Genomic DNA, 26,304 nt, shown 5'->3' on the forward strand with positions numbered 1-26,304 from the left:
CCCGATGCGCGACACTTCCCCCAGGAGCATCCGGCATGACTCTCCCCGCTTCGTTGTTCCTCGATGAACTCCCGCTCGCCCAGGCCATCGCGCCGCCGGAGCTTCCCGGCGACGAGCCGCAATCGCTGGTCCTGGCGGTCGAGCTGGGACAGGTCGCCCAGCAACTGCGGCAACGCTGGGCGCGCCTCGACCTGAACCTGCCGGAGCGCGGCACCTGGCCGCTGGAAAGCTGGCGCCCGGCCTTGCACGAGGCGCTCTACGGCCTGCTCGGCGGCGCCGCGCAGGCCCGCCCGTGGCAGCGCATCACGCTGAATCCGGCGCTGGACGCGCGCCACGGCCGGCTGCGCCTGGACATCCTCGGCCAGGCGGAAGAAGGCCGGCGCTGGCTGCCGGCGGCCGTGGAAGCCGCCCGACGACTGGCCGGCTGGCAGGGCGGACGACTGCTCTGGCACGCTCAGGGCGCGTATTGGTGCGTACGCCTGCTGTTGCCGCTCAGCCCGGCCAGGCGCTGACGAAGGCCGTCGGGTCGAGTTCCGTCGGCGTGCGCAACTCGCCCATCGGCGTACCCAGGTAGACGAAGCCGATGATCCGCTCCTGCTCGCCGAGCCCCAGGCCGGCGTGCACCACCGGATCGGTGGCCATCTCGCCGGTCCGCCACATCGCCCCCAATCCCTGGGCATAGGCGCCCAGCACCAGGCCGTGGGCAGCGCATCCGGCGGCCAGCAGTTGCTCGCCATGCGGCACCTTCGGGTGATCCTGCAGGCAGGCCACCGCCACGACCAGCAGCGGTGCCCGCAGCGGCATGTTGCGGGCCTTGGCCAGCGCTTCCTCGGCGGCGTCCGGCTGGCGGCTCGCCAGGGCGCGGGCGTAGAGGTCGCCCAGGGCCCGGCGGCCTTCGCCTTCTACCACGATGAAGCGCCAGGGCCGCAGTTGCCCGTGGTCCGGGGCACGCAAGGCGACCCGGAACAGCCGGTCGAGCTGCTCCGGCGAGGGCGCGGGATCGCTCAGGCGGGCGTGGGAAACGCGAGTGAGCAAGGCGTCGAGAGCCTCCATGGGCGAACTCCTGTCAGAAACGAAATCGCCATTGTAGACGCAATCGCCAGGCTCACGCCCGCTCTCAGGCGACCCGGCCCGGCGCCAGGTGCGGCTGCAGCGGCGGGGTCAGCGGTGGCAGGCCGTAGGCGGCGCGCGCGGCATCGCAGGCCGGGTTGGGCTGGCCGTTGACCCAGGCCGCCTCGAACTCGCGGCAGGTACTCGAGCGCTGCTCGTAGACGGTGCAGCGAACACCGCAACCGACCTCGCCGAGCAGCCCGACGCAGCGCGCCGGCTTGTTCTCGGTACCGCTCATGGCGACCATCTGCGGGCTGATGCGGACGGTCAGTTCGTCGGGTACGACGCCGCCTGCGGAACGGCACTCGCCCCAATAGAAAGACACACGAAAATGCGCACAGCAGGCGCCGCAGGTAAGACACGGATTGTCAGTCGACATGGTTGGCAGAACACCAGAGAAACCGGCGAGCGCCGGCGGGCGAAGCGAGATTCTAGCGATTTCGCGGCTGCTGTGAAGAGGGGCGCAGCGGCAGATTTACTCTCCGCGGACGGCTGGTAGAATGACCGGTCCGCCACCGCCCAGAGCCCCACGATCCATGGCCTTGCCGACCCTACGCATCCTCGGTTTCATCATCGGCATCTTCCTGATCACTCTGGCCGCCAGCATGCTGGTCCCGATCCTGACCATGCTCGCCTTCGACCGTACCGAAGGCATCCAGGCGTTCATCTGGTCCAGCGTCGCCACCTTCGTCACCGGCCTCGGCCTAGTCCTGCCGGGGCGTCCCGAGCATGTCCACCTGCGCCCGCGGGACATGTACATGCTCACCGTATCGAGCTGGGTGCTGGTATGCATCTTCGCCGCCCTGCCGTTCGTCCTGCAGCAGCACATCAGCTACACCGATGCCTTCTTCGAAAGCATGTCGGGGATCACCGCCACCGGCTCCACCGTGCTCAGCGGGCTGGACGACATGTCCCCGGGCATCCTCATCTGGCGCTCGCTGCTGCACTGGCTGGGCGGCATCGGCTTCATCGCCATGGCCGTGGCGATCCTGCCGATGCTGCGGATCGGCGGCATGCGCCTGTTCCAGACCGAATCCTCGGACCGCTCGGAAAAGGTCCTGCCACGCTCGCACATGGTCGCCAAGTACATCGTCGCCACCTATGTCGGCATCACCCTGCTCGGCAGCCTGGCCTTCTGGGGCGCCGGCATGAGCCCGTTCGACGCGGTCAACCACGCCATGTCGGCGATTTCCACCGGCGGTTTCTCCACCTCCGACCAATCCCTGGCCAAGTGGAAGCAGCCGGCGGTGCACTGGACCGCGGTAGTGGTGATGATCCTCGGCAGCCTGCCGTTCGCGCTCTACGTCGCCACCCTGCGCGGACACCGCAAGGCGCTGATCAAGGACCAGCAGGTCCGCGGCCTGCTCGGCCTGCTGCTGGTGACCTGGCTGCTGATGGGCACCTGGTACGCGGTAACCTCCAAGCTGCCCTGGATGGATGCCTTCCGCATCGTCGCGGTGAATGTCACCTCGGTAGTCACCACCACCGGCTTCGCCCTCGGCGACTACAGCATGTGGGGGCACTTCTCGATCATGCTGTTCTTCTACCTCGGCTTCATCGGCGGTTGCTCCGGCTCTACCGCCGGCGGCATCAAGATCTTCCGCTTCCAGGTCGCCTACACCCTGCTCAAGGCCAACCTCTACCAGTTGATCCACCCGCGCGCGGTGCTCAAGCAGAACTACAACGGCCATCGCCTGGACGAGGAAATCGTCCGCTCGATCCTGACCTTCTCGTTCTTCTTCGCCATCGTCGTCTGCCTGCTCGCCCTCTGCCTGTCGCTGATCGGCCTGGACTGGATGACCGCCCTCACCGGCGCCGCCAGCACCGTGGCCGGCGTAGGCCCGGGGATGGGCCCCATCATCGGCCCCTCGGGCAACTTCGCCAGCCTGCCGGACGCCGCCAAGTGGCTGCTGGCCGCCGGCATGCTGCTCGGCCGCCTGGAGATCATCACCGTGCTGGTCCTGCTGACCCCGGCGTTCTGGCGCCACTGAGCGCTCACGGGCCTGTCTGCAATGGCTCTACTCAGGGACTGAAAAGCCAGTGTAAGCTTCTGCACCATGACGACACAGCCGCAACCCGGCCACGTGAGCCTGGATAGCTCCACCCAGCCCGCCCGCGTCAGAGCCATAGGTGATTGGACGCTCGCCCACTACACGGCTCTGGAGCGCGAGGTGACGCGCCTGCGCAGCGAAGTGGCGGGCAACGCCAGCTTCGACCTGAGCCAGTTGGGCGCCCTGGATACCGCCGGCGCCGCCCTGCTCGCCGAATTGCTCGGCGCCGAGCGCCTGGCCGACCTCGCCGAGCTGGAGCCCGGCCTGCCGCGCGAGCGCCAGGCCCTGCTGAAGACCGTCGGCCACGCCCTGCACGACTTCTGCGAACCGGAAAAACCCAAGCCGCCGACCACCGCCATCGAACTGCTGGCTCGCATCGGCTGTGCCATGGAGACCTTCTGGCTGCACCTCAAGGCACTCCTCGGCTTCATCGGCCTGACCCTGGAGACCCTGCTCCGCAGCCTGGTCCGCCCGGCCAGTTGGCGGGTCACGCCGCTGGTGGCGAACATCGAGAAGAGCGGCCTGGACGCGGTGCCGATCATCGCCCTGCTGACCTTCCTGGTCGGCGCGGTGATCGCCTTCCTCGGCGCCACGGTGCTGGCCAACTTCGGCGCGACCATCTACACGGTCAACCTGGTGGTGTTCTCCTTCCTCCGCGAGTTCGCCGTGCTGCTCACCGCGATCCTCATGGCCGGCCGTACCGCCAGCGCCTTCACCGCGCAGATCGGTTCGATGAAGGCCAACGAGGAGATCGACGCGATCCGCGCCCTCGGCCTCAACCCCATCGAGCTGCTGGTGCTGCCGCGGGTGCTGGCGCTGCTGGTATCGCTGCCGATGCTGACCTTCGTCGGCATGCTCTGCGGCATCGTCGGCGGCATGACCGTCTGCGCCTGGACCCTGGACATCCCGCCGGCGATGTTCCTGTCGATCATGGAGGACGGAATCGGCGTACAGCATTTCCTGGTCGGTATCAGCAAGGCCCCGCTGTTTGCCTTCCTGATCGCCGTGATCGGCTGCCTGGAAGGCTTCAAGGTCAGCGGCAGCGCCCAGTCGGTGGGCGAGCACACCACCACCAGCGTGGTCCACTCGATCTTCGTGGTGATCCTGCTCGACGCCCTCGCCGCGCTGTTCTTCATGGAGATGGGCTGGTGAGCCAGGATAACCCGCAGGCGATCATCCAGGTCCGCGACCTGTGCAACCGTTTCGGCGCCCAGGCGGTCCACGAGCACCTCGACCTCGACGTCCGTCGCGGCGAGATCCTCGGCGTGGTCGGCGGCTCCGGCACCGGCAAGTCGGTGCTGCTGCGCAGTATCGTCGGCCTGCGCCGGCCGACCTCCGGCAGCGTGCGGGTGTTCGGCGAAGACCTGCTGCAACTGCCGGAGGAGCGCCGCTCCCTGGTCGAACGGCGCTTCGGCGTGCTGTTCCAGCAGGGCGCGCTGTTTTCCTCGCTTACCGTGGTGGAGAACGTCGCCCTGCCGCTGATCGAGAACGCCGGCCTGCCGCGCGCCGACGCCGAGCACCTGGCCCAGGTCAAGCTGGCCCTGGCCGGGCTACCGGCCAACGCCGGCGACAAGTATCCGGCCTCGCTTTCCGGCGGCATGATCAAGCGCGCCGCCCTGGCCCGCGCCCTAGCGCTGGACCCGGACATCCTGTTCCTCGACGAGCCCACCGCCGGCCTCGACCCGATCGGCGCGGCGGCCTTCGACAACCTGATCCGTACCCTGCGCGACGCCCTCGGCCTGACGGTGTTCCTGGTCACCCATGACCTGGACACCCTGTACACCATCTGCGACCGGGTCGCCGTGCTGTCGCAGAAGAAGGTCCTGGTGGTCGATACCCTGGAACGGGTCGCCGCCACCGACGACCCCTGGGTCCGCGAATACTTCCACGGGCCGCGCGGGCGCGCCGCCCACCAAGCCGCCGCCGTGCCGGAGAATCACTGAGATGGAAACCCGAGCCCACCATGTGTTGATCGGCCTGTTCAGCGTGATCGTGATCGGCGCCGCCCTGCTCTTCGGCCTGTGGCTGGCCAAGTCCGGCTCGGAGGGCAAGTTCAACTACTACGACATCGTCTTCAACGAAGCGGTCAGCGGCCTTTCCCAGGGCAGCTCGGTGCAGTACAGCGGGATCAAGGTCGGCGACGTGGCCTTCCTCCGCCTCGATCCGCAGGACCCGCGCAAGGTCTGGGCACGCATCCGCGTGGTGGCCAGCGCGCCGATCAAGCAGGACACCACCGCCAAGCTGGCGCTCACCGGGATCACCGGCACCTCGATCATCCAGCTCAGCAGCGGCACGCCCGCCAGCCCGATGCTGGAGGGCAAGGACGGGAAGATCCCGGTGATCGTCGCCACGCCCTCGCCGCTGACCCAGTTGCTGAGCAACGGCGAAGACCTGATGGGCAACATCAACCAGCTCATCGCGCGCTTCAGCAACCTGCTCTCCGAGGAAAACACAGCGCGCATCAGCCGTACCCTCGACCATCTCGACCAGGCCACCGGCGCGCTCTCCGCCGAGCGCGAGAACGTCAGCGCGGTGATGCAGCAGTTGGCCCAGGCGAGCAGGCAGGCCAACGCCGCGCTGGCCCAGGCCAGCGAGTTGATGCGCAGCGCCAACGGCCTGCTCAACGAGCAAGGCAAAGGGATGATGGAAAACGCCAACAAGACCATGGCTTCGCTGGAGCGCACCAGCGCCACCCTCGACCAGTTGATCAGCGAGAATCGCCACTCGCTGGACGGCGGCATCCAGGGACTCGCCGAGCTGGGCCCAGCGGTCAGCGAACTGCGCGATACCCTGGCGGCACTGCGCGGAATCAGCCGGCGCCTGGAAGAGAACCCGGCGAACTACCTGCTGGGCCGGGAAAAAACCAAGGAGTTCACCCCATGAGGCTCGCCCTTCGCCCGCTGCGTCGCCTGTCCCTGGCCGCCGGCCTGGCCGCGCTCGCCACCCTCGGCGCCTGCTCGATCCTGCCGGAAGCGCAGGTCCTCCAGGTCTACCTGCTACCGGTGCACAACCCTCCGGCCAGCGCCGCCGCGCGGCCGGTCGACTGGTCGCTGCGGATCGCCCGGCCGCGTACCAGCCTGGTGCTGGAGAGCCCGCGCATCGCAGTGCGCCCGCACGGCGACGAAATCAGCGTGTACCAGGGCGCGCGCTGGAGCGATCCGGCACCGTCGCTGCTGCGTGACCGTCTGATGCAGGCGTTCCAGGCCGACGGCCGGGTCCGCGGCCTGAGCAGCGACGACAGCAACCTGCAGGCCGATTTCGAACTGGGCGGCGACCTTCGCGCCTTCCAGACCGAGTACCCGAACGGCCAGGCCAGCGCGCTGATCCGCTACGACGCGCGCCTGGTGCGTACCGACGACAAGCGCGTGGTCGCCAGCCGGCGTTTCGAGGTCAGCCAGCCGGTGGATGGCAAGAAGGTCGCGGCGGTGGTCAGCGCCTTCGGCAAGGCCGGCGATACGCTGTCGGCCCAGGTTCTCGACTGGACCCTACGCCAGGCCTCGGCGCAACCCGCCGTGCAGCCCTGAAGCGTCCCGCCTGGCCTAGCGACTAGCCCGGGCGCTCCTGGCGGCGCGCCCGGTATTCGTTGGGCGTGCAGCCGAACCAGCGGCGGAATGCCCGGAAGAAATTGCTCGGATCGGCGAAACCCAGCAGGTAGGCGACTTCCAGCAAGGTCAGGCCGGGCTGCTGGAGATACTGATCGGCCATATCCCGACGTGTGTCGTCGAGCAGTTGCTGGTAGCTGGTGCCCTCTTCCTGGAGGCGTCGTTGCAAGGTGCGCTGCGACAGGTGCAGCGCCTGGGCCACCCGTTCGCGCTTGGGTTCTCCCTGCGGCAACAGCCGGCACAGGGCCTGCCGGGCCAGATGGGTGATGCGGCTGGTGCTGAAACGCGCCAGGTATTCGCCGGCGAAGCGATCGTGCAACTGGGCCAGCGCCTCGTTGGCCGAGGGTAGTGGCGTCTCGAGGTCGACGCGGGAAAACACCAGCGCGAACTCCTCGGCGTGAAAGCGCAGTGGCGCGCGGAACAGCTCGGCATAGGGTGCCAGCGGCTCGCGGGGCGCGCCGGGCAGTTCCACCGCCAGCGGGTCCAGCGGCCGGCCGGTGATCCAGCGGACCATGTCCACCAGGTAGGCCAGCGAGCATTCGGCACTCTGCGGCGGCGCCGGCAGGCGATCGCCATGCACCGTGACGCCGAGTCGATAGCCCTGCGGCGTGCGGCGGAAAGTCAGGTCGGAGGCTTCCGCGATGATCCGCTGGTAGCGTTCCAGGCGCGCGAAGCCTTCCGCCAGGTTGCGGCTCGACATCAGCGCATAGCCGACGACGTGGAAAGCCGGGCGCCGGACCCGGGCGATGTTCAGGGCGATCGCCGGGTTGCCGCTGAGCGCCACCGCACGCTGCCACAGACGGCTCATCGCATCCTGCGGGAAGCGCGCGTCGGGGTCCTGCAAGGCCTGGTAGTCGAGGCCCAGCTCGGCGAACAGCTGGCGTCCGTCGAGGCCTTCCAGCTCCAGGGCGAGGACGATGCCCTGGACCCAGCTGGACAAGGTTGTACGTTCCGGCATCGGTCTCTTCTTGTTCTGGCGGGAGGCACGCCGACCGTCGACCGGCCTGGCGGCCCAAGGATACTAAACTGGCCCTGTATGTCATCCGCGACATCGTGCGGCCCGCACTACACTGCGCGGACACAACGAGAGGAGGCATTCCATGAGCAGCCCTGACGACGAGCGTTTCCACAGTTTCGCCGAGTTCTACCCCTACTACCTGCAGGAACACAGCAATGCGGTGTGCCGCCGCCTGCACTACGTCGGCAGCCTGCTGGTGCTGGCGGTGCTGTTCCTCGCCGTGGCCAGCCAGCAGTGGCTATGGCTGCTGGCGCTGCCGCTGGTCGGCTATGGCTTCGCCTGGGTCGGCCACTTCGTCTTCGAGAAGAACCGCCCGGCCACCTTCAAGTACCCGCTGTGGTCGTTCATGGGCGACTGGGTGATGCTCAAGGACGCCTTCACCGGCCGCATCCGCTTCTGACCCGTCCCGCGCGGCCGGCCGCCCGGGCCGGTCGCTCCGCCGGGACGACCGTCGGTCCCGGATCGGTGCGCTTTCCTGAACTATCGCTCAGCTGTCACTGGCCGCCGCGCAAACGCTTGGTTAAGATTCCGCCAGCAACCTGGCCAACCGCCATTCCTCAGGCGGAAAGCTCACGAAGCCGAGCCAGGACGAAAATACACAGGGATCCTCTCCAGCGCATGAAGCCTACCCTCCCCGACCGCTCGCCGACGAGCCGGTCCGTCGCGTCCATGCGTGAATACTATTCGCGCGTGCTGGCCTATATCGCCTGTGGCGCCAGCATCGCGGCGGGAACCTACACCCAGTATTTCAGCTACGGCATCCTCTGGATGGTGCCCTATGCGCTGCTCTACCCGCACCTGGCGTACCACCTCGGCCAGCGCTTCCGCCAGCACGACCCGCGCAAGGTGACCCGCGCCCTGCTCGCGGTGGACGCCGTGCACTGTGGCCTGGGCATGGCGCTGCTCGGCTTCTCCGTGGTGCCCAGCCTGATGTTCCTGCTGGTGCTGAGCTTCACCGCGCTGGTCATCGGCGGCCTGCGCCTGCTCGGCATGGCCTTGCTGGTATCGGCCAGCAGCGCCCTGCTGGTCGCCGTGCTCGTCGCCCCGCCGCTGCTGGGCAATACCCCGGTCGAGGTGGCCGCGGTCAGCATCCTGTTCTGCGGACTGTACATCTGCATCACCGCCTTCTTCGGCCACCAGCAGGGCCTGCGCCTGGCCCAGGTGCGCCAGGAGATCGCCCGCGAGCAGGAAAAGGCCGCGCGGCTCGCGCGCAACCTGGCCAAGTACCTGTCGCCGCAGGTCTGGGAAATGATCTTCAGCGGCAAGAAGAGCGTGCGCCTGGAAACCCAGCGCAAGAAGCTCACCGTGTTCTTCTCCGACATCCGCGGCTTCACCGAGCTATCCGAGGAACTGGAAGCCGAGGCCCTGACCGACCTGCTCAACAACTACCTCAACGAAATGTCGAAGATCGCCCTCAAGTACGGCGGCACCATCGACAAGTTCGTCGGCGACTGCGTCATGGTGTTCTTCGGCGACCCCAGCACTCAGGGCGCGAAGAAGGACGCGGTGGCTGCGGTATCGATGGGCATCGCCATGCGCAAGCACATGAAGGTGCTGCGCCAGCAGTGGCGGGCCCAGGGCATCACCAAGCCGCTGGAAATCCGCATGGGCATCAACACCGGCTATTGCACTGTGGGTAACTTCGGCGCCGACACGCGCATGGACTACACCATCATCGGCCGCGAGGTGAACCTCGCCAGCCGCCTGGAAAGCGCCTCGGAAGCCGGCGAAATCCTCATTTCCCACGAGACCTACTCGCTGATCAAGGACGTGATCATGTGCCGCGACAAGGGCCAGATCGCGGTCAAGGGCTTCAGCCGCCCAGTGCAGATCTACCAGGTGGTGGACTCGCGCCGCGACCTCGGCGCCGCGCCCAGCTACGTCGAGCACGAATTGCCCGGCTTCTCCATGTACCTGGACACCAACAACATCCAGAACTACGACAAGGAACGGGTCATCCAGGCCCTGCAACAGGCCGCCGAGCGCCTACGCGACAAGGTCATCCTCTGAGTTCGTCGAGCGCCGCCGGCAGTTCGTCGCGCCATTCCGGCGCAGTCCGCGGGCCGCTCGCCTGCAGCGCCAGGAACTCCTCCGCCGAAACCCGCCAGGACTGCTCCCGCGCCCAGCGCCCGCAGGCCTGGCGATCCAGCGCCAGCGCCTGGCGGCAGGCTTCGCCAAGATCCTCGTGCATGACCCCGGTCACGCCCTGCTGCAATACATCCAGCGGCCCCGGCACGGCGAAGGCCGCCACCGGCACGCCGCAGGCCAGTGCTTCGAGCATCACCAGGCCATAGGTATCGGTCAGCGAGGGAAACACCAGCACCGAGGCCGCCCGGTAGGCGTCGGCCAGCGCGCGGCCATGGCGGTAGCCGAGAAAACGCGCCTGTGGATAGCGCTGCTCCAGCGCCGCCCGCTGCGGGCCGTCGCCCACCAGCCATTTTTCGCCCGGCAGTTCGAGATCGAGGAACGCCTCCAGGTTCTTTTCCGTCGCCAGCCGCCCGACATACAGGAACACCGGCGGCCGCGCTTCCGCCGCGGGTGTCTCGGCGGGATGGAACAGTTCGGTATCGACGCCCTTGCGCCACAGCCGCAGGTGCTGGAAGCGCCAGGCGCAGAACTCGTCGCGCAGGCGCGGGGTGCTCACCAGCACCGCCCGGCTCGGCCGATGGAAGGCGCGCAGGAAGGCATAGCCCCAGGACAGCGGCAGCCACGGACAGCGGTCACGCAGGTATTCGGGAAAGCGCGTATGGATCGCCGAGGTGAAGTCCAGGCCGCGCTTGCCCAGCCAGCGCCGCGCGGCCCAGCCGAGCGGCCCCTCGGTGGCCAGGTGCACGGCATCCGGGGCGAAGGCCTCGATCAGCCCGCCGAGGCGCCAGAGATTCCAGGCCAGGGGGATTTCCGGATAGCTGGGACAGGGCAGGCAGCGGAAGTCGGCGGGCGACAGCACCCGTACCTGGTGGCCCAGCAGTTCCAGCTCGCGCTGCAGGGCCAGCAGGCTGGTGACGACTCCGTTGACTTGCGGTAACCAGGCGTCGCTGACGATCAATAGCCTCATGCCGCCGGCTCGACCGCCGCGGCCTGCGCCGCCAGCCGCGCCTGCTCCTCGGCCAGGCGGTAGAGCTGGATGCTGCCGTCCCAATGTTCGATCAGCGCCGTGCAGGATTCTACCCAGTCGCCGCAGTTGAGGTAGTCGACGCCCTCGATGCGGCGGATCTCGGCATGGTGGATGTGCCCGCAGACCACCCCGTCGAGCCCGCGCTTGTGACACTCGTGGGCGATGGCTTCCTCGAAGTCGCTGATGAAGTTCACCGCGGTCTTGACCTTGTGCTTGAGGTACGCCGACAGCGACCAGTAGCCGTAGCCCCAGCGCCGCCGCCAGTGGTTCAGCCAACGGTTGAGGAGCAGGGTGAACTCGTAGGCGGAGTCGCCGAGGAACGCCAGCCAGCGGTGGTAGCGGGTAATCACGTCGAACTGGTCGCCGTGTATCACCAGCAGCTTGCGGCCGTCGGCGGTACTGTGCACCGCCTCGTCGACCAGGCGGATGTTGCCGAGGATCAGGCTCGAATAGCGGCGCAGGAATTCATCATGGTTGCCGGTGACGTAGATCACCTCGGTGCCGCGCTTGCTCAGGGTGAGCAGGCGGCGGATCACGTTGGTGTGCGCCTGCGGCCAGTAGATGCCGCCGCGCAGCTTCCAGCCGTCGATGATGTCGCCCACCAGGTAGATGCGATCGGCGTGGTAGCGCTTGAGGAACGCCGCCAGGTGTTCGGCCTGGCAATCCCGCGTCCCCAGGTGGACATCCGAGATCCACAGGGTCCGAACCCGCTGCTTGCGGTTCGAGGTGAAGCGTTGCGCGGTGCTCATCGGCGGGTCTCCGACGGTGTTTTTCCGATCTTGGACGGCGCCGGTGAAACGACTGTGACAGGCCGGCGACCGTTGCGTGACAGGGCGCGACTGTCTGTCGCCGGCGCCAGCGGGTAGACTGGGCGCCTGCCTCCGGGAGCTTCGCCATGGGTTCGATCCTTTCCCTGCGCCACTACAGCCACGACCAGATCGTCCACAGCCATGACCATGCCCAATTGGTCCTGGGCCTCAGCGGCTGCCTCGAGTTCGAGGTCGAGGGGCGCGGCAGCCGCGTGTTGCGGCAGACCTTCGCGGTGGTGCCGGCGCAAGCCCGGCATGCCTGCTCGAGTCCCGCCGGCAGCCGCTGCCTGGTCCTCGACCTGCCCTGCGACGGCAGCCTGCTGCTGGGCCTGGGCGAACACGCCGAAGCCGGTCGGCGGCTGTTCGAGCGACCGCAGGCGCTGTCGCTGACGCCCGCCCAGGGCCAACTGGTGAACTGGCTGGCCAGCGGCCCGATCAACGACCCGGTGATCGCCCACCAAGGCGCCGGCCTGCTCCTCGCCAGCCTGGCCAGCGAGCGCCAGCCGCCGCGCCAGCAGCCCCGCCTGCCACTGGCCAGCCTGGACGCCTACCTCGACCGCCATGCCGCCCATCCGCTACAGGTAGCCGACCTGGCGCGGCTGGCCGGTCTTTCGGTGGCGCGCTTCCACAGCCTGTTCCTCGCCGAGACCGGACAGACGCCCATGGACTACGCGCGCAGCCGACGCCTGCACCAGGCCCACGAACTGTTGTTGGAGAGCAGCCTGGCGGTGGGCGAGATCGCCGCCCGGGTCGGCTACGCCTCGCAGAGCGCCTTCACCGCGGCGCTGGTCCGCGAGTTCGGCGTCACCCCGCGACAACTGCGTCGCGAGTCCCGCGACAAAACCGGCTAGCCGCACGACAGACAAATCCGTCACGACTCCTTACTCTCTGCCCATCGACAGAACAGGAGTCAGCATGGACATCATCGAATGGCAGGATTTCGAACGCGTCGAACTGCGCGTCGGCACCATCCTCAGCGCCGCTCCCAACCCCAAGGCACGCAAACCCGCCTATGTCCTCGAGGTCGACCTCGGACCGCTCGGCCTGCGCACCTCCAGCGCGCAACTGACCGCACACTACCAGGCCGAGCAACTGGTCGGACGCCAGGTCCTCTGCGTCTGCAACTTCGCTCCGAAGCAGATCGCCGGAGTGCGCTCGGAGGTCCTGGTCACTGGGGTCTACGATAGCGAGGACAAGGTGGTCCTGGCCGGCTTCGACAAGCCCCTGCCCAACGGTGCGCGCCTGGCCTGAAGGATCCCCATGAATCGACGTTCCGCCCTCGCCGCCCTGCACGGCGGCGCCCTCCTCTTCGGCCTGACCGGGGTGTTCGGCAAGCTGGCCAGCGCCTCCCCCGGGGTGATCGTGTTCGGTCGCGCGCTGTTCGCGGTGCTCGCCCTCGGCCTCTTCGCCCGCCTCGCGGGCCAGGCCTGGCGCGCCCTGGGATCCGCGCAATGGCTGCGCCTGGCGCTCTGCGGCCTGCTCCTGGCCGGGCACTGGGTGAGTTTCTTCATCGCCGTGAAGACCGCCGGCGTGGCCATCGCCACCCTCGGCTTCGCCAGCTTCCCGGCCTTCACGGTAATCCTCGAAGGGCTGCTCTTCCGCGAGCGCATTCATCTCGCGGAAGGACTGCTGGTGGTCCTGGTCAGCCTTGGCCTGGTGCTGGTCACGCCGAACTTCGACCTCGCCAGCGGCGCCACCCTCGGCCTGCTCTGGGCGATCCTTTCCGGCCTGCTGTTCGCCCTGCTGTCGCTGGCCAACCGCAGCAACAGCGGGCAGGTCGGCCCGGTGCAGGCGGCGCTCTGGCAGAACCTGGTAGTCGCCCTGTGCCTGCTGCCGTTCGCGGTCGGCGAACTACCGGCGCTACCCGCTCTCGACTGGCTCTGGCTGGCCCTGCTGGGCGTGTTCTGCACCGGCCTGGCGCACAGCCTGTTCGTGGCCAGCCTGGCGGTGGTCAAGGCCCGCACCGCGGCGCTGGTATTCGCCCTGGAGCCGGTCTACGGGATCGCCTTCGCCTGGCTGTTGTTCCATGAGACACCGGGGCCGCGGATGTTCCTCGGCGGCGCCCTGATCGTCCTCGCCATCGTGCTGTCGGCGCGACTCGGCGCCAGGAACCGGCCGGTCCCGGACAACGGCTTGTCCGCTAACCGGGGCTGAACCCGCCGAGCCTTGCATCCGGGTCACGCACACCGGATAGCGGAAGGTACGAGCTGCCCCGGAATGGCGGCGGGCCTCAGGTTCGTTGCGCGAGGCCGGACTCGAGCGCCAGCGCGATGGGCGTGAGCTGTATCTCGGGGTTCTCCGCGAACAGCTCCATGACCCAGTTCACAAAGCAGCGCACACGAACCGACAGGTGCCTGGAGCCCGGGTAGATGACATGCACCGGCGCCGCAGAAAAGTGCCATTGCGGCAGTACCGGAACAAGTTTCCCTGCGCGTACGAATCCAGCCACCGCGAATGGGGCGCCAGGGCAGATGCCGCTGCCCGCCACGCAGGCCGAAATAGCCACGTCGGGTTCGTCGAACTGCATTCCATCGCCGGACTGCACCACGAAACGCTCCGGGCCGGACTCCAGCTCCCACATGAACGGGTTGCGCTCCCTGCCGCTGAACCAGCTCAACCGCCTGAACTGCGATAGATCGTCCGGACTGTCTACACCGCCTATGGAGGCCAGGTACTCGGGCGAGGCATACAAGCCCATCTGGATGTCGCAAAGATGCCTGGCGATCATGCTGGAATCCTTGAGCGCACCTCCCCGGATCGTGCAATCGATGCCGTCCTCCAGCAGATTGCTGATCCGGTCCGAACTACTCAGCCGCAGCTGGATCCTCGGGTAGCGCGCCTGGAAGTCGTGCAGCCTTGGAGCGATCACCCATCGGGCGATGGTGATCAGGGAGTCCACTCTGAGCCGGCCGATGGGCGTCGCCGTCCCGCCCCTGAGCGTGGCCTCCAGTTCGTCTATCTGCTGCAGCAGGACCTGGCATTTGTCGAAGTACGCGCTGCCATCGTGCGTAAGGCTCAGGGCACGGGTCGTACGATTGAGCAAGCGCACGCCTAGATGCTTTTCAAGATCGCTGACGCGCTGCGAAACGCGAGCTTTCGGCAGGCCCAGGGCATCGGCCGCGCGTGTGAAGCTGCCGGCGTCCACCACCTTCACGAAGGTGGCCATGGCGGTGAGTTTGTCCATAGATTGTTCGCGATTATTGAACCAAGAGTAACTTTGGATAATATTTTTCTTATTCTCAATCCCAATTATGGTTCCTTCCGTCCACCCACCAGGGAACCATCATGTCAAAAGCAGTCGTTGTTTATTTCTCCGGATATGGCCATACCAAGCGCGTAGCACAAGCGGCGGCGGAAGGCGCACAGGCTTCGCTGATCGAGATCGATAGCGAGGGCAACATTCCCGAGGCAGCCTGGGACCTGCTCGACCAGGCGCAATCCATCCTCTTCGGCGCGCCCACGTACATGGGCTCGGTGCCTTGGCAATTCAAGAAGTTCGCGGACGCCACTTCCAAGAAGTGGTTTGTTCGGCAGTGGCAGGACAAGGTCTTCGGCGGCTTCACCAACAGCGCAAGCCTGAACGGCGACAAGCAGGTTTCCCTGATCCTCATGCACACGCTGGCGTCCCAGCACGGCGGCATCTGGGTCAGCCTGGGCCTGGCTCCCGCCAACACCTCGGCCTCGAGCCGCGCGGATATCAACAACCTCGGCGCCTCGGTCGGCGCGCTGGTGCAGTCGCCGTCCGACGCGGATGCCCAGGCCATTCCCAGCGGCGATCTCGAGACCGTGAAGCTCTACGCCGCTCGCGTCGCCAGGATCGGACAACAGCTGCATGCCTGAGCCAGGCGCCGATGAATCACCGGCGCACCCTGCGCGCGTCGCTTGAACCTGCAACTACCTCGAAGGATATCGATCATGAAACTGTACTACTCCCCCGGCTCTTGCTCGCTGGCCATCCACATCGTGCTTCGCGAGGCCAACGTGCCTCACGAACTGGCCAAGGTCGACCTGTGGCAGCACAAGACCGCCTCGGGCGGCGATTACTTCCAGATAAACCCGAAGGGCACGGCGCCCGCCCTCGAGTTCGAAGGCGGCTTGCTGACCGAAGGCGCCGCCATCAGCCAATACCTCGCGGATCGCTACGCCCCAACGTTGGTGCCAGCCAACGGAACGCTGGAACGCAGCCGTTTGCACGAGATACTGAATTACCTCTCTTCGGATTACCACAAGTCCTTCACCCCGCTGTTCTACCTGTCCCCTTCGGACGACCCCACGGCCGCGCAGCGCCCAGTGATAGCCAAAGTGGCCTACCTGAACAACCTCCTCGCGGACGGCCGCCCATACATCCTGGGTGACGAGTTCACCGTCGCGGACGCACATCTCTTCGCCCTTACGCGCTGGTGCCCCCAATTCGGCATTTCGCTGGCCCCATTCCCAGCATTGATGGATTTCATGGCCAGGATTGCAGCCCGTCCGGCAGTCAGGGCCGCGCTACAGGCCGAAGGACTGGAGGAACACCCCGACCAGTGCTGAGCCCTCGCTAGGTACCGGTTCTACGCGGACTGACGCCAGCGCTAGCGCAGACGAGACCCGTGGCTGGGTTTCGCAGCCGACGTCAGCCCCCCTGGACTTTCCTGAACGCGTCCCGCTGCTCGAGGCGGACATCCTGGAGATCGATATGTCGAAGAAAATTCTTGTTCTAGGTGCGACGGGAACAGTCGGCAAGCCGTTAGTCGAAGGCCTGCTGGCCAAGGGAGAGGCCGTCAAGGCCGCTTCCCGCGCAAATCGGAAAATGGATGGAGTCGAGAGTACGCCCTTCGATTTCGGCAAACCGGAAACCATCGCCACCGCCCTGGAGGGTGTGGATCGCACTTACATGCTCCTGCCCGCCGGCTACCTGAACGTACGCGATCTGCTCCTGCCGTTCGTCGAAGCCGCCGCAAGCCGCAAGGTGAAAATAGTCTTCCAGAGCGCCTTTGGCGTGGATGCGAATGACGCCAACCCCATGCGCCAAATGGAAATCCTGCTGGAGAAATCCGGCACGCCCCATGTGATCTTGCGGCCGAACTGGTTCTCCGACAATTTCCATCACTTCTGGAAAGCCGGCCTCGACCAGGGGCAGATCGCCTTGCCAGCCGGTGATAGCAGGACCAGTTTCATCGATGTGCGCGATATTGCGGCCAGCGCCATCGCCGCGCTCACCTCAACCGCTTTCGACGGCAAAGCATTCAACCTCACCGGTCCCGAAGCGCTCAGTTATGCCGATGCCGCGGCGATCCTGTCCGAAGTGACCGGCAAGCCCGTGCGATACGCCGCGACATCGGACAAGGCGTTCATCGACATGCTGGAGAACAACGGTGTGCCCGCCGCCAATGCGGCGCACATGGCCTCGATCTTCCACCCGGTGCGCCAAGGCTGGATGAGCGTAGTGACCGACGATGTCATGAAGCTCACCGGCAAGAGACCGCGGACACTGCGGGAATACGCACAAGACAAGGTCGCCGCCCTGACGGCCTAGGGCCGGGCCGCGACGCCTTGGGCCTCGAAAGTCGCTGGCGCCGACCAGAAACGCCTGGGGGCACCAGCATAACCTCTGTTTTTCCAGGTTGAACGGGAGACGACCGTGTCCATGCAATTTTCCAAAGACCATTACTGGGTTCGCCTCGCCGACACCCTCGATGGCCACGCTATCGACAGCGTTGTCGTCGGCGTCACCCCACGGGCACTGGACGGCCTGGGCAACCTGATTTCGGTGATCCTGCCCAACGTCGGCGAGACGTTGGCGCAGGGAGCCGCCGCGGCCGAGATCGAGTCGGACAAAGCGGTGACGAACCTGTACACCCCCGTCTCCGGCGAAATCATCGCCGTCAACGCAGCCTTGCGCGACACCCCGACGCTTGCCAACACCGCCCCGTTGGGCGCCGGCTGGTTCTTCAGGGTCAAACTCAGCAACCCGGGGCAACTGGATGCGCTGCTCGACGAGAAGGCTTATGCCGAACTGTTCTGGGCCCCGTGACGACCGATTGGCTGGCCGGCACTGCGCTGGCGGCGCGATAGCCGCGGCAGACCTCCATACAGCCTCAACCTGTGGACTCCAACCATGACACTCATGAACTGCGATCCGGCCACCGGCAGTTGCCGGATTCCCGACGCTGCTCCCACCCTCCCCCAAGGGGCGAAGCAGGCCCCTGGCGGCGAAGTCACGCTCAGGTACATCGGCGACCCCATGTGCTCCTGGTGCTGGGGTATTTCCTCCACGCTCGAAGAACTCGCACGGTACTGCGAACAGAAGGGTATCGGCTTCACCCTCACCATGGGCGGCCTGCGCGCGGGCGGGGGCGACGCATGGGGGCCGGAGTTCCGGGAGTTTCTACGCCGGGAATGGACCCATATCGCCAAGGTCACCGGTCAACCATTCGGTTTTTCCCTGCTGTCGGCAAAGCATTTCGACTATGACACGGAGCCTGCCTGCCGAGCCGTTGTGGTCGCCGAGCAAATGCTCGACCAGAAGCGGCCTGTCGCCTCCGCGACCCTGGCATTTTTCTCTGCCGTGCAGCGCAAGTTCTATGTCGAAGGCGAGGACCCCAAGAACGTGGACTTTTATAGATCCATTTGCGAAGACGCTTCGCTATCGTTCGAAGACTTCCGCGCGCATTTCGCCACTGCCGCTGCCCGGCAAGCCGTCTATCGGCAATTCGCCCAGTGCGGAGAGTGGGGCGTACGCGCATTCCCCACCCTTCTGCTTGACCTGGCTGGTGATCTGAAGCAACTGAGTTCAGGCGCCACCACAGCGGCAAGCGTGATCGAACGGATCGAACATCTGCTGGGCGCGCGCACCGACTGAACATCCGGGCCGGCGAGGCGGGTGGCGCAATGCACGGCCCGCCAACAGCATTCTGCGGGCAGGGTTCACCGTCCTCCTTGCAACAGTCCCCGCTGCCCCCTGGCGCCGTTCACCCGTGTCGATGCGACAACGCCAGCGCGAAAGCCCCTGCCAGACTGTCTGCGCTCCGGAATCCGGGGCCTGGAACCATCGCGAAATAAAAAAAACCGGTCGAACACGCGGGGGAAGGGGTTCGACCGGGTGCTGCGTCCAATCACCGGAGCGTTGGCAGAGGGACGCAAAGGGAAGTGTTCGTTTCCAGCGCCTGCCGCATCCGCTCACGGGCTCGCGCCAGGCCTTTCTCACGGAATTCCGGGCCCATGTTCATGCCCTCCGCGTGGATGAAGGTGACGTCGTGGATGCCGACGAAGCCCAGCACCTGGCGCAGATAGGGTTCCTGGTGATCGAGACCACCGCCGGCGTAGATCCCGCCGCGGGCGGTGAGAACGAAGGCGCGCTTGCCCTGTAGCAGGCCTTCCGGCCCCTGCTCGGCGTAACGGAAGGTCAGGCCGGCGCGCAGCACATGGTCGAACCAGCTCTTCAGGCTGCTGGGAATGGCGAAGTTGTACATCGGTGCCGCCAGCACCAGCACGTCCGCCATCCGCAACTCCTCGGTCAGGCGATTGGAACGCTCGAGGGCGCGCCTTTCCGCAGCGCTATGGCCATCACAGGGGGTGGTCCAGGCTCCCAGCAATAATTCATCGAGGTGCGGCAGCGGCTCGCGCGCCAGGTCGCGGACCTGGAAGCGATCAGCGGGATGCGCGATTTTCCAGTGGGAGATGAATTCCGCCGTCAGCAGGCGGGAAACCGAGCCCCGTTGGCGGGCACTGCTCTCGATAACCAGGACACGGGACATGACTCGACCTCCACCCACTGCGCTACAACGATGGAGGTGAGGGTAGAGAATGATTAATCGATTAAAAAGTTGAAAAAACCGCTGTTAAATATCGACCAGGTTGATTTATAAACAGGCACCACCTAGTCTTTCGGTGAGAGAACGCTCTATTTCGCGATCTTGCAGGTCAGCTTGATCCGCAACTTGATGATGTCGCGGCCGAATTGCGCGGCGAAGTTGCTGTTCTGCCCGGGCTGGATCACGCCCTTGCGCACTTTCGGGGTCTCCGGGCCGTTGCGGAACACCGCCGTGCACTCTGCCGCCTGGCCTCCCAGGTTGGTGAGAAGGATCGCGCCCATATCGCGCCCGATGTCCTGGGTGCTGTAGGAGACCTCGGTGCCGTTGAGTTGCGGGTCGACCTCGATCGGATAGGCGAAAGCGGACAGGGGCAGCAGCGATAGTGCGAAACAGCAAAGCCTTTTCATGGCCGGACTCCCGGTAGCGACAGATGGAAAAATGGCAACACCCTGAAAACCACGGCATCCCGTACGTCAAGAGAATGGACAGCTACCCCGTACAGGACGCCGACGACACGATAAGCGAAGTCGCCCCTCCGGCGCACTCGTCATCGCCTGCCGGCCGCGGAAACGCCGGCGAGGCATCCCTGCATTCGAGGAGGCGGAAATGAAAGCGCCACGCGTAACCCTGGACCAATGGCGGACCCTGCAGGCGGTGGTCGACCACGGCGGCTTCGCCCAGGCCGCGGAAGCCCTGCACCGCTCGCAATCGTCGATCAGCTATACCGTGGCGCGCATGCAGGAACAGCTCGGCGTGCCGCTGCTGCGCATCGACGGACGCAAGGCGGTGCTGACCGAGGCCGGCGAAGTATTGCTGCGCCGTTCGCGGCAACTGGTCAAGCAGGCCGGGCAACTGGAGGAACTGGCGCACCACATGGAACAGGGCTGGGAACCCGAGGTGCGCCTGGTGGTGGACGCCGCCTACCCCACCGCGCGGATCGTCCGCTCGCTGTCCGCCTTCATGCCGCAGAGCCGCGGCTGTCGCGTGCTGCTGCGCGAGGAAGTGCTCTCCGGCGTCGAGGAAGCGCTGATCCAGGGCGCCGCCGACCTGGCGATCAGCGGCCTGATCATTCCCGGCCACCTCGGCGCCGACCTCAGCGTGGTCGAGTTCGTCGCCGTGGCCCACCCCGACCATCCGCTGCACCGCCTGCAACGCGAACTGACCCACCAGGACCTGGAAACCCAGATGCAGGTGGTGATCCGCGACAGCGGCCGGCTACAGCCGCGCGACCACGGCTGGCTGGGCGCCGAACAGCGCTGGACGGTGGGCAGCCTGGCTACCGCGGCGACCTTCGTCGGCAACGGCCTGGGCTTCGCCTGGCTGCCGCGACACATCATCGAGCGCGAACTGCAGAGTGGCCAGCTCAAGCCGCTGCCGCTGAGCCAGGGCGGCGTGCGGCAGAGCCGCTTCTACCTCTACACCAACAAGGAAAAGCCGCTCGGCCCGGCCAGCCAGATCCTCATGGAAATGCTCAAGTCGTTCGCCAACGTACCACTCAACGCGCCCTTCGCGGCGCCCGAACCGGCCGCCGAGTGAACGCAGATGCCTGACTTCCAGCACCGCGACTGCACCCTCGTCTACGACGACCACCCCGGTCCCACCGAGCGCGCGCCGGTCCTGCTGCTGCACGGTCTCGGTTCGAGCGCCCGCGACTGGGAATACCAGTTGCCGGCCCTGCTGGGCCGCTACCGCCTGCTGGTCCCGGACCTGCGCGGCCACGGCCGCTCCGGCAAGCCGCGCGGCGGCTACAGCATGGCCGGCTTCGCCGAGGACTGCGCGGCGCTGCTCGACCGGCTCGGCTGCGGCCCGGTACACCTGGTCGGCATCAGCATGGGCGGGATGATCGGCTTCCAGTTGGCCTGCGACCGACCCGACCTGCTGCGCAGCCTGACCATCGTCAACAGCACTCCGGAAGTCATCCCGCGCAAGCCTCGCGAACATCTGGAGGTGGCCAAGCGCAAGCTCCTCTCGCGCCTGCTCAGCCTGCGGACCATCGGCCGCGCCCTCGGCCGGCTGTTGTTTCCCAAGGCGGAACAGGCCGGGCTGCGAGAGAAGATCGAGGCGCGCTGGGCGGAGAACGACAAGCGCGCCTACCTGGCCAGCCTCGACGCGATCATCGGCTGGGGCGTGCAGGAACGATTGGCCGAGATCGCCTGTCCGACCCTGGTGATCAGCGCGGATCGCGACTACACGCCGGTATCGCTGAAGCAGGCCTATTGCGAGCGGATCGCCGACGCCCGCCTGGTGGTGGTGGAGGACTCCCGCCACGCCACGCCGATGGACCAACCCGAGATTTTCAACACCACCCTGCTCGGCTTCCTCGCCGATATCGATAAAACCAAGGAACAACCATGCTCAAACGTCTCCTGATCGCCGCCTGCACCCTGCTCTTCGCCGGTTCCCTGCTGGCCGCCACGCCTGCCGCCAAGCCGCACGTCCTGATCGCCACCAGCCTCGGCGAGATCGAGGTAGAACTCGATCCGGCCAAGGCGCCGATCAGCGTGAAGAACTTCCTCGAGTACGTCGACAGCGGCTACTACGACGGCACCCTGTTCCACCGCGTGATCCCGGGCTTCATGGTGCAGACCGGCGGCTTCAGCGCCGGCATGCAGGAGAAGAAGACCCGTGCACCGATCAAGAACGAGGCCGACAACGGCCTGCTCAACGAGCGCGGCACCCTCGCCATGGCCCGTACCGGAGTGGTCGATTCGGCCACCAGCCAGTTCTTCATCAACCTGACCGACAACGACTTCCTCAACCATGGTGCCCGCGACTTCGGCTATGCCGTGTTCGGCAAGGTGGTGCGTGGCATGGGCGTGGTCGACCAGATCGCCAAGGTTCCCACCACCCGCCGCAACGGCTTCGCCGACGTGCCGAGCGACGACGTGGTGATCCTGTCCGCCAAACGCCTCTGAGTCCAGCCGCAGGGGCTTGATCCGGCGGGCCCAGGACGGGCCCGCTCCAGAAGAGAGCCATCATGCTTTATCGTCGTTTCGAACGTCTGATCGACCCGTTCCGCAGTGCTTCCGAACGCATGCCGCCCAGCGAAGTGCTGCGTTTCTATGTCTACTTCCTGCGCCAGGTCTGGCCGGTGTTCCTGGCCCTGCTGGTGGTCGGCCTGATCGTCGCGCTGATCGAGGTGGCGCTGTTCAGCTACCTCGGCCGCATCGTCGATCTCGCCCAGAGCACGCCCAGCGCGGAGTTCTTCCGCGTGCACGCCAACGAACTGATCTGGATGGCGGTGGTGGCGCTGGTCCTGCGCCCGCTGTTCAACGCCCTGCACGACATGCTGGTGCACCAGAGCATCAACCCGAGCATGACCAACCTGATCCGCTGGCAGAACCACCGCTACGTGCTCAAGCAGAGCCTCGGCTTCTTCCAGAACGATTTCGCCGGGCGCATCGCCCAGCGCATCATGCAGACCGGCAACTCGTTGCGCGATTCGGCGGTGCAGGTGGTGGACGCCCTCTGGCACGTGCTGATCTATACCGTCAGCGCCCTGGTGCTGTTCGCCGAGGCCGACTGGCGCCTGATGATCCCTCTGGTGCTGTGGGTGTTCGCCTACGTCGGCGCCCTCGCCTACTTCGTTCCCCAGGTCAAGCGCCGCTCGGTGGAGGCCTCGGATTCGCGCTCGAAGCTGATGGGGCGGATCGTCGACGGCTACACCAACATCACCACGCTGAAGCTGTTCGCCCACACCCGCCAGGAAGAGGACTACGCCCGCGAAGCGATCGGCGACCAGACCCTCAAGTCGCAACGCGCCGGGCGCGTAGTGACCTCCATGGACGTGACCATCACGGTGATGAACGGCGTGCTGATCACCGGCACCACCGGCCTGGCCCTGTGGCTGTGGAGCCAGGAGCTGATCTCGGTGGGCGCCATCGCCCTGGCCACCGGGCTGGTGATCCGCATCAACAACATGTCCGGCTGGATCATGTGGGTGGTCGGCGGCATCTTCGAGAACATCGGCCAGGTCCAGGATGGCATGCAGACCATCGCCCTGCCGCGCAAGGTGGTCGACCGCGAGGACGCCCAGCCGCTGCGGGTAGAGCGCGGCGAGGTGGAGTTCGAGCACATCGCCTTCCACTACGGCAAGGGCAGCGGCGTGATCCAGGGTCTCGACCTGAAGGTCCGGCCCGGCGAGAAGATCGGCCTGGTCGGACCTTCCGGCGCCGGCAAGTCGACCCTGGTCAACCTGCTGCTGCGCCTGTACGACCTGGAGAGCGGACGCATCCTGGTCGATGGCCAGGACATCGCCGGGGTGACCCAGGAAAGCCTGCGCGCGCAGATCGGCATGGTCACCCAGGACACCTCGCTGTTGCACCGCTCGATCCGCGACAACCTGCTCTACGGCCGCCCCGGCGCCAGCGACGCGGAACTCATGGAAGCGGTGCGCAAGGCTCGCGCCGACGAGTTCATCCCGCTGCTCAGCGACGCCGAGGGCCGCCGCGGCTTCGACGCCCATGTCGGCGAACGCGGAGTGAAGCTCTCCGGCGGCCAGCGCCAGCGCATCGCCATCGCCCGGGTGCTGCTCAAGGACGCGCCGATCCTGATCCTCGACGAAGCGACCTCGGCGCTGGACTCGGAAGTCGAATCGGCGATCCAGGAAAGCCTGGAGACCCTGATGCAGGGCAAGACGGTGATCGCCATCGCCCACCGCCTGTCGACCATTGCGCGCATGGACCGCCTGGTGGTGCTGGACAAGGGCCACATCGCCGAAAGCGGCACGCATGCCGAGTTGCTCGCCCATGGCGGCCTCTATGCGCGCCTCTGGCAACACCAGACCGGCGGCTTCGTCGGCGTCGACTGAAGCCTCGGCACCGGGCGGCGGCTCGCGCCGCCCGGCCTGGGTGACCTTGTCAAAGGCTCTGCAACGGGCCTTTTCGCGGCAATCATCACCGCCGTCGATCTCGACTAGCACGCGCTTCGATTTTTTCCGCCAGCGAAACGGTGTTCTTATCGAACCCGTGCCCCGGCTCGATCCCGACGCCTGCCGCATCGTCCCCGTCCACCTGGCGTCGGCCACGGACGACCAAGGATGCCAGTGCTCGGTACCGGGGATTTCGCCCCATCGCTACGGAGAATCACAGAATGAAACTTGCCTCTGTCGTGTCCGCCGTCATCACCAGCCTCGCCCCCATGGCCTTCGCCCAGGACGTGGACAAGGACCCGGGCCGCGGCCTGCCGGTCGAGGAATACCACTACGGCATGCAACTGGACGTGAAGAATGTCCTGCACCGTACCGACAATTCGACCAGGACCGGCGTAGTGCCGGTGACCGTGGTCTACGAGGACCATAGCGGCGAGCTGCACAAGATCCGCTTCCTCGAATGGGGCGGCAGCACCAGCAACGGCTGAGCGGACGCCACGCCCTATCGTTCCGGCCCCCTTCAGGCCTGGCGGTAGGGCAACAGGCCGTGGGCCTCCTCGGCGTAGGCGCGCACACCCGCCCGCTCCTGTTCGAGGAACTGCGCCACGGCATCGCGCAGACCGGGATGCGCCAGGTAGTGCCAGGAGCGCGTCAGCACCGGCTCGAAACCGCGGATCAGCTTGTGTTCGCCCTGGGCGCCGGCGTCGAAGCGCGCCAGGCCGGCGCCGATGGCGAATTCCAGGCCCTGGTAGAAGCAGGTCTCGAAGTGCAGCCGGTCGAACTCGGCCAGGCATCCCCAGTAGCGCCCGTACAGGGTATCTCCAGCGACCAGGCTGAACGCCATCGCCACCGGCTTGCCACGCTGGTGGGCGAAGACCACGCGGATCGCCTCCGGCATGCGCTCGGCCAGCAGGCCGAAGAACTCGCGGCTCAGGTAGGGATCGCGGTCGCGCACCAGGTAGGTGTTGGCGTAGCAGAGATAGACGAAATCCCACTCCAGTTCGGACAACTGGCCGCCTTCCCGCCATTCGAACTCGATGCCCTGTCCGCCGACCTGTTCGCGCTCCTTGCGCAGTTGCTTGCGCTTGCGCGAACTGAGGGCCTCGAGGAAGTCCTGGAAGTCCCGATAGCCGCGGTTGTGCCAGTGGTACTGGCAACCCAGGCGTTCGAGCCAACCGTCACGCGCGGCAAGCAAGGTGTCCGCCCGGGCGTCGGTGAAATTCACATGGATGCTCGACAGACCGCTCGCCTCGGCCTCCTCGCCAAGGGACGCGAGCAGCCCCTGCAACCCTTCGTCCTCGCCCAGCAGGCGCGCACCGGCGACCGGGGTGAAGGGCACCCCTACCAGCAGCTTCGGGTAGTAGCGGATACCGGCCCGCTGGCAGGCGTCGGCCCAGCTCCAGTCGAACACGTATTCGCCGTACGAGTGCGCCTTCACATAGGCCGGCAGCGCCGCGCACAGCCGCCCTTGCGGATCGCGCAGCACGCGATGAGCCGGGCGCCAGCCGGTAGCGGGCGTCACGCTGTGGCTGTCTTCCAGCGCGGACAGGAAAGCATGACGCAGGAATGGCTGGGCGGGAGGCAACAAGGCGTCCCACTCGGCGGCGTCGATATCGGCAAGGGTGGCGAGCGTCTGGATCGGCATGCGCGCCAGTCTGGCGCGAGACGCAAGGCAAGTGAAGCCGGTCGATGGAAAAAAAAGCGCCCGGCGGACCCCGCGATGAAACCGCCCTTCACCAAGCGAAGGCTTCGAACCATCCTACGTAGAGCGCATGACGCCAACGGCGTTATCCGCCGATACCCGTCGCAACGGCGGATAACCGCGATGCGGTTATTCGCCCTACCCCAGGGCGGAGCGAAAGCAGGGAAACCCTCCGCGTAGGGCGCATAACGCCGGAGGCGTTATCCGCCGATACCCGTCGGGACGGCGGAC

General features: G+C 66.5%; 30 protein-coding genes. 21 read left to right on the forward strand and 9 right to left on the reverse strand.

Annotation, left to right across the window (positions count from 1 at the left end; genetic code table 11):
• Positions 1–35 precede the first annotated feature (35 nt).
• Positions 36–512, forward strand: coding sequence for a hypothetical protein (locus HMPREF2914_RS10550; protein WP_003130479.1), 477 nt, complete (start codon positions 36–38; stop codon positions 510–512).
• On the opposite strand, the gene HMPREF2914_RS10555 is transcribed toward HMPREF2914_RS10550, so the two are convergent.
• A complete protein-coding gene (locus tag HMPREF2914_RS10555; protein WP_003130478.1) occupies positions 493–1,053 on the reverse strand; it encodes an NAD(P)H nitroreductase in 561 nt (186 codons plus the stop codon). The genes HMPREF2914_RS10550 and HMPREF2914_RS10555 overlap by 20 nt on opposite strands.
• Before the next feature lie 64 nt (positions 1,054–1,117).
• The gene (locus HMPREF2914_RS10560) at positions 1,118–1,489 is read right to left on the reverse strand and encodes a YkgJ family cysteine cluster protein (protein WP_003130476.1); all 372 of its coding nucleotides are present in this window, start codon (positions 1,487–1,489) and stop codon (positions 1,118–1,120) included.
• Positions 1,490–1,646: 157 nt separating this feature from the next.
• Between HMPREF2914_RS10560 and HMPREF2914_RS10565 the strand changes: the two genes are divergently transcribed.
• From HMPREF2914_RS10565 to HMPREF2914_RS10585, 5 genes are all read left to right on the forward strand, one after another.
• The gene (locus HMPREF2914_RS10565; protein WP_003091497.1) at positions 1,647–3,101 is read left to right on the forward strand and encodes a TrkH family potassium uptake protein; all 1,455 of its coding nucleotides are present in this window, start codon (positions 1,647–1,649) and stop codon (positions 3,099–3,101) included.
• Positions 3,102–3,167: 66 nt separating this feature from the next.
• The gene (locus tag HMPREF2914_RS10570; RefSeq protein ID WP_004363206.1) at positions 3,168–4,313 is read left to right on the forward strand and encodes an MlaE family ABC transporter permease; all 1,146 of its coding nucleotides are present in this window, start codon (positions 3,168–3,170) and stop codon (positions 4,311–4,313) included.
• The gene (locus HMPREF2914_RS10575; RefSeq protein WP_003109197.1) at positions 4,310–5,104 is read left to right on the forward strand and encodes an ABC transporter ATP-binding protein; all 795 of its coding nucleotides are present in this window, start codon (positions 4,310–4,312) and stop codon (positions 5,102–5,104) included. The genes HMPREF2914_RS10570 and HMPREF2914_RS10575 overlap by 4 nt, the downstream gene beginning before the upstream one ends.
• A gap of 1 nt (position 5,105) precedes the next feature.
• Positions 5,106–6,044 carry an MlaD family protein gene (locus tag HMPREF2914_RS10580; RefSeq protein ID WP_003109196.1) on the forward strand — a complete coding sequence of 313 codons (939 nt, stop codon included), beginning with the start codon at positions 5,106–5,108 and terminating at the stop codon, positions 6,042–6,044.
• Positions 6,041–6,685 (forward strand): ABC-type transport auxiliary lipoprotein family protein, encoded by a 645-nt coding sequence (locus HMPREF2914_RS10585; RefSeq protein ID WP_003109195.1) that lies wholly within the window; start codon positions 6,041–6,043, stop codon positions 6,683–6,685. Before HMPREF2914_RS10580 ends, HMPREF2914_RS10585 begins: the two co-directional genes overlap by 4 nt.
• A gap of 22 nt (positions 6,686–6,707) precedes the next feature.
• On the opposite strand, the gene HMPREF2914_RS10590 is transcribed toward HMPREF2914_RS10585, so the two are convergent.
• Entirely contained in the window at positions 6,708–7,721 is a 1,014-nt protein-coding gene (locus HMPREF2914_RS10590; protein WP_023981138.1) for an AraC family transcriptional regulator, read from the reverse strand.
• A gap of 142 nt (positions 7,722–7,863) precedes the next feature.
• Between HMPREF2914_RS10590 and HMPREF2914_RS10595 the strand changes: the two genes are divergently transcribed.
• On the forward strand, positions 7,864–8,181 hold the full coding sequence (locus HMPREF2914_RS10595; protein ID WP_003091504.1) for an Mpo1-like protein: 318 nt from the start codon (positions 7,864–7,866) through the stop codon (positions 8,179–8,181).
• Positions 8,182–8,399: 218 nt separating this feature from the next.
• Positions 8,400–9,791, forward strand: coding sequence for a protein CyaB (locus tag HMPREF2914_RS10600; RefSeq protein WP_003124349.1), 1,392 nt, complete (start codon positions 8,400–8,402; stop codon positions 9,789–9,791).
• On the opposite strand, the gene HMPREF2914_RS10605 is transcribed toward HMPREF2914_RS10600, so the two are convergent.
• Together HMPREF2914_RS10605 and HMPREF2914_RS10610 are read right to left on the reverse strand one after the other, a co-directional pair.
• On the reverse strand, positions 9,781–10,836 hold the full coding sequence (locus HMPREF2914_RS10605) for a glycosyltransferase family 4 protein (protein WP_003109193.1): 1,056 nt from the start codon (positions 10,834–10,836) through the stop codon (positions 9,781–9,783). The genes HMPREF2914_RS10600 and HMPREF2914_RS10605 overlap by 11 nt on opposite strands.
• Positions 10,833–11,645 (reverse strand): UDP-2,3-diacylglucosamine diphosphatase, encoded by an 813-nt coding sequence (locus HMPREF2914_RS10610; protein ID WP_003091510.1) that lies wholly within the window; start codon positions 11,643–11,645, stop codon positions 10,833–10,835. The genes HMPREF2914_RS10605 and HMPREF2914_RS10610 overlap by 4 nt, the downstream gene beginning before the upstream one ends.
• A gap of 146 nt (positions 11,646–11,791) precedes the next feature.
• On the opposite strand from HMPREF2914_RS10610, the gene HMPREF2914_RS10615 reads away from it, so the two are divergent.
• From HMPREF2914_RS10615 to HMPREF2914_RS10625, 3 genes are all read left to right on the forward strand, one after another.
• Positions 11,792–12,556 carry a helix-turn-helix domain-containing protein gene (locus HMPREF2914_RS10615; RefSeq protein WP_003091511.1) on the forward strand — a complete coding sequence of 255 codons (765 nt, stop codon included), beginning with the start codon at positions 11,792–11,794 and terminating at the stop codon, positions 12,554–12,556.
• Between the two features lie 64 nt (positions 12,557–12,620).
• Positions 12,621–12,956, forward strand: a complete 336-nt coding sequence (locus HMPREF2914_RS10620) for a tRNA-binding protein (RefSeq protein WP_003109191.1) — start codon at positions 12,621–12,623, stop codon at positions 12,954–12,956.
• 9 nt (positions 12,957–12,965) lie between these two features.
• Positions 12,966–13,859, forward strand: a complete 894-nt coding sequence (locus HMPREF2914_RS10625; RefSeq protein ID WP_003130462.1) for a DMT family transporter — start codon at positions 12,966–12,968, stop codon at positions 13,857–13,859.
• Positions 13,860–13,935: 76 nt separating this feature from the next.
• Here HMPREF2914_RS10625 and HMPREF2914_RS10630 read toward each other — a convergent pair whose 3' ends face one another.
• On the reverse strand, positions 13,936–14,889 hold the full coding sequence (locus HMPREF2914_RS10630) for a LysR family transcriptional regulator (RefSeq protein WP_009313729.1): 954 nt from the start codon (positions 14,887–14,889) through the stop codon (positions 13,936–13,938).
• Positions 14,890–14,990: 101 nt separating this feature from the next.
• Between HMPREF2914_RS10630 and HMPREF2914_RS10635 the strand changes: the two genes are divergently transcribed.
• From HMPREF2914_RS10635 to HMPREF2914_RS10655, 5 genes are all read left to right on the forward strand, one after another.
• Positions 14,991–15,545 carry an NAD(P)H-dependent oxidoreductase gene (locus HMPREF2914_RS10635; RefSeq protein WP_003091518.1) on the forward strand — a complete coding sequence of 185 codons (555 nt, stop codon included), beginning with the start codon at positions 14,991–14,993 and terminating at the stop codon, positions 15,543–15,545.
• Between the two features lie 75 nt (positions 15,546–15,620).
• Positions 15,621–16,238: a glutathione binding-like protein gene (locus HMPREF2914_RS10640; RefSeq protein WP_003091520.1), complete on the forward strand. Its 618-nt coding sequence runs from the start codon at positions 15,621–15,623 to the stop codon at positions 16,236–16,238.
• A gap of 145 nt (positions 16,239–16,383) precedes the next feature.
• The gene (locus tag HMPREF2914_RS10645) at positions 16,384–17,223 is read left to right on the forward strand and encodes an SDR family oxidoreductase (protein WP_023091530.1); all 840 of its coding nucleotides are present in this window, start codon (positions 16,384–16,386) and stop codon (positions 17,221–17,223) included.
• A 111-nt stretch (positions 17,224–17,334) separates the two neighbouring features.
• A complete protein-coding gene (locus HMPREF2914_RS10650) occupies positions 17,335–17,721 on the forward strand; it encodes a glycine cleavage system protein H (RefSeq protein ID WP_023091529.1) in 387 nt (128 codons plus the stop codon).
• An 84-nt stretch (positions 17,722–17,805) separates the two neighbouring features.
• Positions 17,806–18,549, forward strand: a complete 744-nt coding sequence (locus HMPREF2914_RS10655; protein WP_023091528.1) for a DsbA family protein — start codon at positions 17,806–17,808, stop codon at positions 18,547–18,549.
• A gap of 253 nt (positions 18,550–18,802) precedes the next feature.
• Here HMPREF2914_RS10655 and azoR3 read toward each other — a convergent pair whose 3' ends face one another.
• Together azoR3 and HMPREF2914_RS10665 are read right to left on the reverse strand one after the other, a co-directional pair.
• The gene (azoR3, locus tag HMPREF2914_RS10660) at positions 18,803–19,444 is read right to left on the reverse strand and encodes an FMN-dependent NADH-azoreductase AzoR3 (protein ID WP_019371592.1); all 642 of its coding nucleotides are present in this window, start codon (positions 19,442–19,444) and stop codon (positions 18,803–18,805) included.
• A 146-nt stretch (positions 19,445–19,590) separates the two neighbouring features.
• A complete protein-coding gene (locus HMPREF2914_RS10665) occupies positions 19,591–19,908 on the reverse strand; it encodes a hypothetical protein (RefSeq protein ID WP_023087142.1) in 318 nt (105 codons plus the stop codon).
• 199 nt (positions 19,909–20,107) lie between these two features.
• Between HMPREF2914_RS10665 and HMPREF2914_RS10670 the strand changes: the two genes are divergently transcribed.
• The 5 genes from HMPREF2914_RS10670 to HMPREF2914_RS10690 all read left to right on the forward strand — a co-directional run bounded on the left by HMPREF2914_RS10670 (position 20,108) and on the right by HMPREF2914_RS10690 (position 24,859).
• A complete protein-coding gene (locus tag HMPREF2914_RS10670) occupies positions 20,108–21,037 on the forward strand; it encodes a PA3225 family LysR-type transcriptional regulator (protein WP_003091534.1) in 930 nt (309 codons plus the stop codon).
• Between the two features lie 6 nt (positions 21,038–21,043).
• Entirely contained in the window at positions 21,044–21,871 is an 828-nt protein-coding gene (locus HMPREF2914_RS10675; RefSeq protein ID WP_003114813.1) for an alpha/beta fold hydrolase, read from the forward strand.
• On the forward strand, positions 21,853–22,416 hold the full coding sequence (gene ppiA, locus HMPREF2914_RS10680; RefSeq protein WP_003114812.1) for a peptidylprolyl isomerase PpiA: 564 nt from the start codon (positions 21,853–21,855) through the stop codon (positions 22,414–22,416). The genes HMPREF2914_RS10675 and ppiA overlap by 19 nt, the downstream gene beginning before the upstream one ends.
• Before the next feature lie 62 nt (positions 22,417–22,478).
• A complete protein-coding gene (locus tag HMPREF2914_RS10685; protein ID WP_003109184.1) occupies positions 22,479–24,311 on the forward strand; it encodes an ABC transporter ATP-binding protein in 1,833 nt (610 codons plus the stop codon).
• A gap of 281 nt (positions 24,312–24,592) precedes the next feature.
• Positions 24,593–24,859, forward strand: a complete 267-nt coding sequence (locus HMPREF2914_RS10690; protein ID WP_003091540.1) for a DUF2790 domain-containing protein — start codon at positions 24,593–24,595, stop codon at positions 24,857–24,859.
• Positions 24,860–24,891: 32 nt separating this feature from the next.
• On the opposite strand, the gene HMPREF2914_RS10695 is transcribed toward HMPREF2914_RS10690, so the two are convergent.
• Positions 24,892–26,016 carry a GNAT family N-acetyltransferase gene (locus HMPREF2914_RS10695; protein WP_003114811.1) on the reverse strand — a complete coding sequence of 375 codons (1,125 nt, stop codon included), beginning with the start codon at positions 26,014–26,016 and terminating at the stop codon, positions 24,892–24,894.
• Between the last annotated feature and the right edge of the window lie 288 nt (positions 26,017–26,304).

It is taken from the genome of Pseudomonas sp. HMSC067G02 (genome assembly GCF_001813485.1).
GTDB lineage: Bacteria > Pseudomonadota > Gammaproteobacteria > Pseudomonadales > Pseudomonadaceae > Pseudomonas > Pseudomonas aeruginosa.

Excerpts from the sequence above, each read along its gene's own strand:
- ppiA (WP_003114812.1), top strand. The coding sequence starts at position 21,853 with ATGCTCAAACGTCTCCTGATCGCCGCCTGCACCCTGCTCTTCGCCGGT.
- HMPREF2914_RS10670 (WP_003091534.1), top strand. The coding sequence starts at position 20,108 with ATGAAAGCGCCACGCGTAACCCTGGACCAATGGCGGACCCTGCAGGCG.
- HMPREF2914_RS10600 (WP_003124349.1), top strand. The coding sequence starts at position 8,400 with ATGAAGCCTACCCTCCCCGACCGCTCGCCGACGAGCCGGTCCGTCGCG.
- HMPREF2914_RS10590 (WP_023981138.1), bottom strand. The coding sequence starts at position 7,721 with ATGCCGGAACGTACAACCTTGTCCAGCTGGGTCCAGGGCATCGTCCTC.
- HMPREF2914_RS10570 (WP_004363206.1), top strand. The coding sequence starts at position 3,168 with ATGACGACACAGCCGCAACCCGGCCACGTGAGCCTGGATAGCTCCACC.
- HMPREF2914_RS10645 (WP_023091530.1), top strand. The coding sequence starts at position 16,384 with ATGTCGAAGAAAATTCTTGTTCTAGGTGCGACGGGAACAGTCGGCAAG.
- HMPREF2914_RS10675 (WP_003114813.1), top strand. The coding sequence starts at position 21,044 with ATGCCTGACTTCCAGCACCGCGACTGCACCCTCGTCTACGACGACCAC.
- HMPREF2914_RS10555 (WP_003130478.1), bottom strand. The coding sequence starts at position 1,053 with ATGGAGGCTCTCGACGCCTTGCTCACTCGCGTTTCCCACGCCCGCCTG.
- HMPREF2914_RS10655 (WP_023091528.1), top strand. The coding sequence starts at position 17,806 with ATGACACTCATGAACTGCGATCCGGCCACCGGCAGTTGCCGGATTCCC.
- HMPREF2914_RS10560 (WP_003130476.1), bottom strand. The coding sequence starts at position 1,489 with ATGTCGACTGACAATCCGTGTCTTACCTGCGGCGCCTGCTGTGCGCAT.
- HMPREF2914_RS10665 (WP_023087142.1), bottom strand. The coding sequence starts at position 19,908 with ATGAAAAGGCTTTGCTGTTTCGCACTATCGCTGCTGCCCCTGTCCGCT.
- HMPREF2914_RS10620 (WP_003109191.1), top strand. The coding sequence starts at position 12,621 with ATGGACATCATCGAATGGCAGGATTTCGAACGCGTCGAACTGCGCGTC.
- HMPREF2914_RS10565 (WP_003091497.1), top strand. The coding sequence starts at position 1,647 with ATGGCCTTGCCGACCCTACGCATCCTCGGTTTCATCATCGGCATCTTC.
- azoR3 (WP_019371592.1), bottom strand. The coding sequence starts at position 19,444 with ATGTCCCGTGTCCTGGTTATCGAGAGCAGTGCCCGCCAACGGGGCTCG.
- HMPREF2914_RS10585 (WP_003109195.1), top strand. The coding sequence starts at position 6,041 with ATGAGGCTCGCCCTTCGCCCGCTGCGTCGCCTGTCCCTGGCCGCCGGC.
- HMPREF2914_RS10625 (WP_003130462.1), top strand. The coding sequence starts at position 12,966 with ATGAATCGACGTTCCGCCCTCGCCGCCCTGCACGGCGGCGCCCTCCTC.
- HMPREF2914_RS10580 (WP_003109196.1), top strand. The coding sequence starts at position 5,106 with ATGGAAACCCGAGCCCACCATGTGTTGATCGGCCTGTTCAGCGTGATC.
- HMPREF2914_RS10635 (WP_003091518.1), top strand. The coding sequence starts at position 14,991 with ATGTCAAAAGCAGTCGTTGTTTATTTCTCCGGATATGGCCATACCAAG.
- HMPREF2914_RS10630 (WP_009313729.1), bottom strand. The coding sequence starts at position 14,889 with ATGGACAAACTCACCGCCATGGCCACCTTCGTGAAGGTGGTGGACGCC.
- HMPREF2914_RS10650 (WP_023091529.1), top strand. The coding sequence starts at position 17,335 with ATGCAATTTTCCAAAGACCATTACTGGGTTCGCCTCGCCGACACCCTC.
- HMPREF2914_RS10605 (WP_003109193.1), bottom strand. The coding sequence starts at position 10,836 with ATGAGGCTATTGATCGTCAGCGACGCCTGGTTACCGCAAGTCAACGGA.
- HMPREF2914_RS10685 (WP_003109184.1), top strand. The coding sequence starts at position 22,479 with ATGCTTTATCGTCGTTTCGAACGTCTGATCGACCCGTTCCGCAGTGCT.
- HMPREF2914_RS10595 (WP_003091504.1), top strand. The coding sequence starts at position 7,864 with ATGAGCAGCCCTGACGACGAGCGTTTCCACAGTTTCGCCGAGTTCTAC.
- HMPREF2914_RS10550 (WP_003130479.1), top strand. The coding sequence starts at position 36 with ATGACTCTCCCCGCTTCGTTGTTCCTCGATGAACTCCCGCTCGCCCAG.
- HMPREF2914_RS10640 (WP_003091520.1), top strand. The coding sequence starts at position 15,621 with ATGAAACTGTACTACTCCCCCGGCTCTTGCTCGCTGGCCATCCACATC.
- HMPREF2914_RS10610 (WP_003091510.1), bottom strand. The coding sequence starts at position 11,645 with ATGAGCACCGCGCAACGCTTCACCTCGAACCGCAAGCAGCGGGTTCGG.
- HMPREF2914_RS10615 (WP_003091511.1), top strand. The coding sequence starts at position 11,792 with ATGGGTTCGATCCTTTCCCTGCGCCACTACAGCCACGACCAGATCGTC.
- HMPREF2914_RS10695 (WP_003114811.1), bottom strand. The coding sequence starts at position 26,016 with ATGCCGATCCAGACGCTCGCCACCCTTGCCGATATCGACGCCGCCGAG.
- HMPREF2914_RS10690 (WP_003091540.1), top strand. The coding sequence starts at position 24,593 with ATGAAACTTGCCTCTGTCGTGTCCGCCGTCATCACCAGCCTCGCCCCC.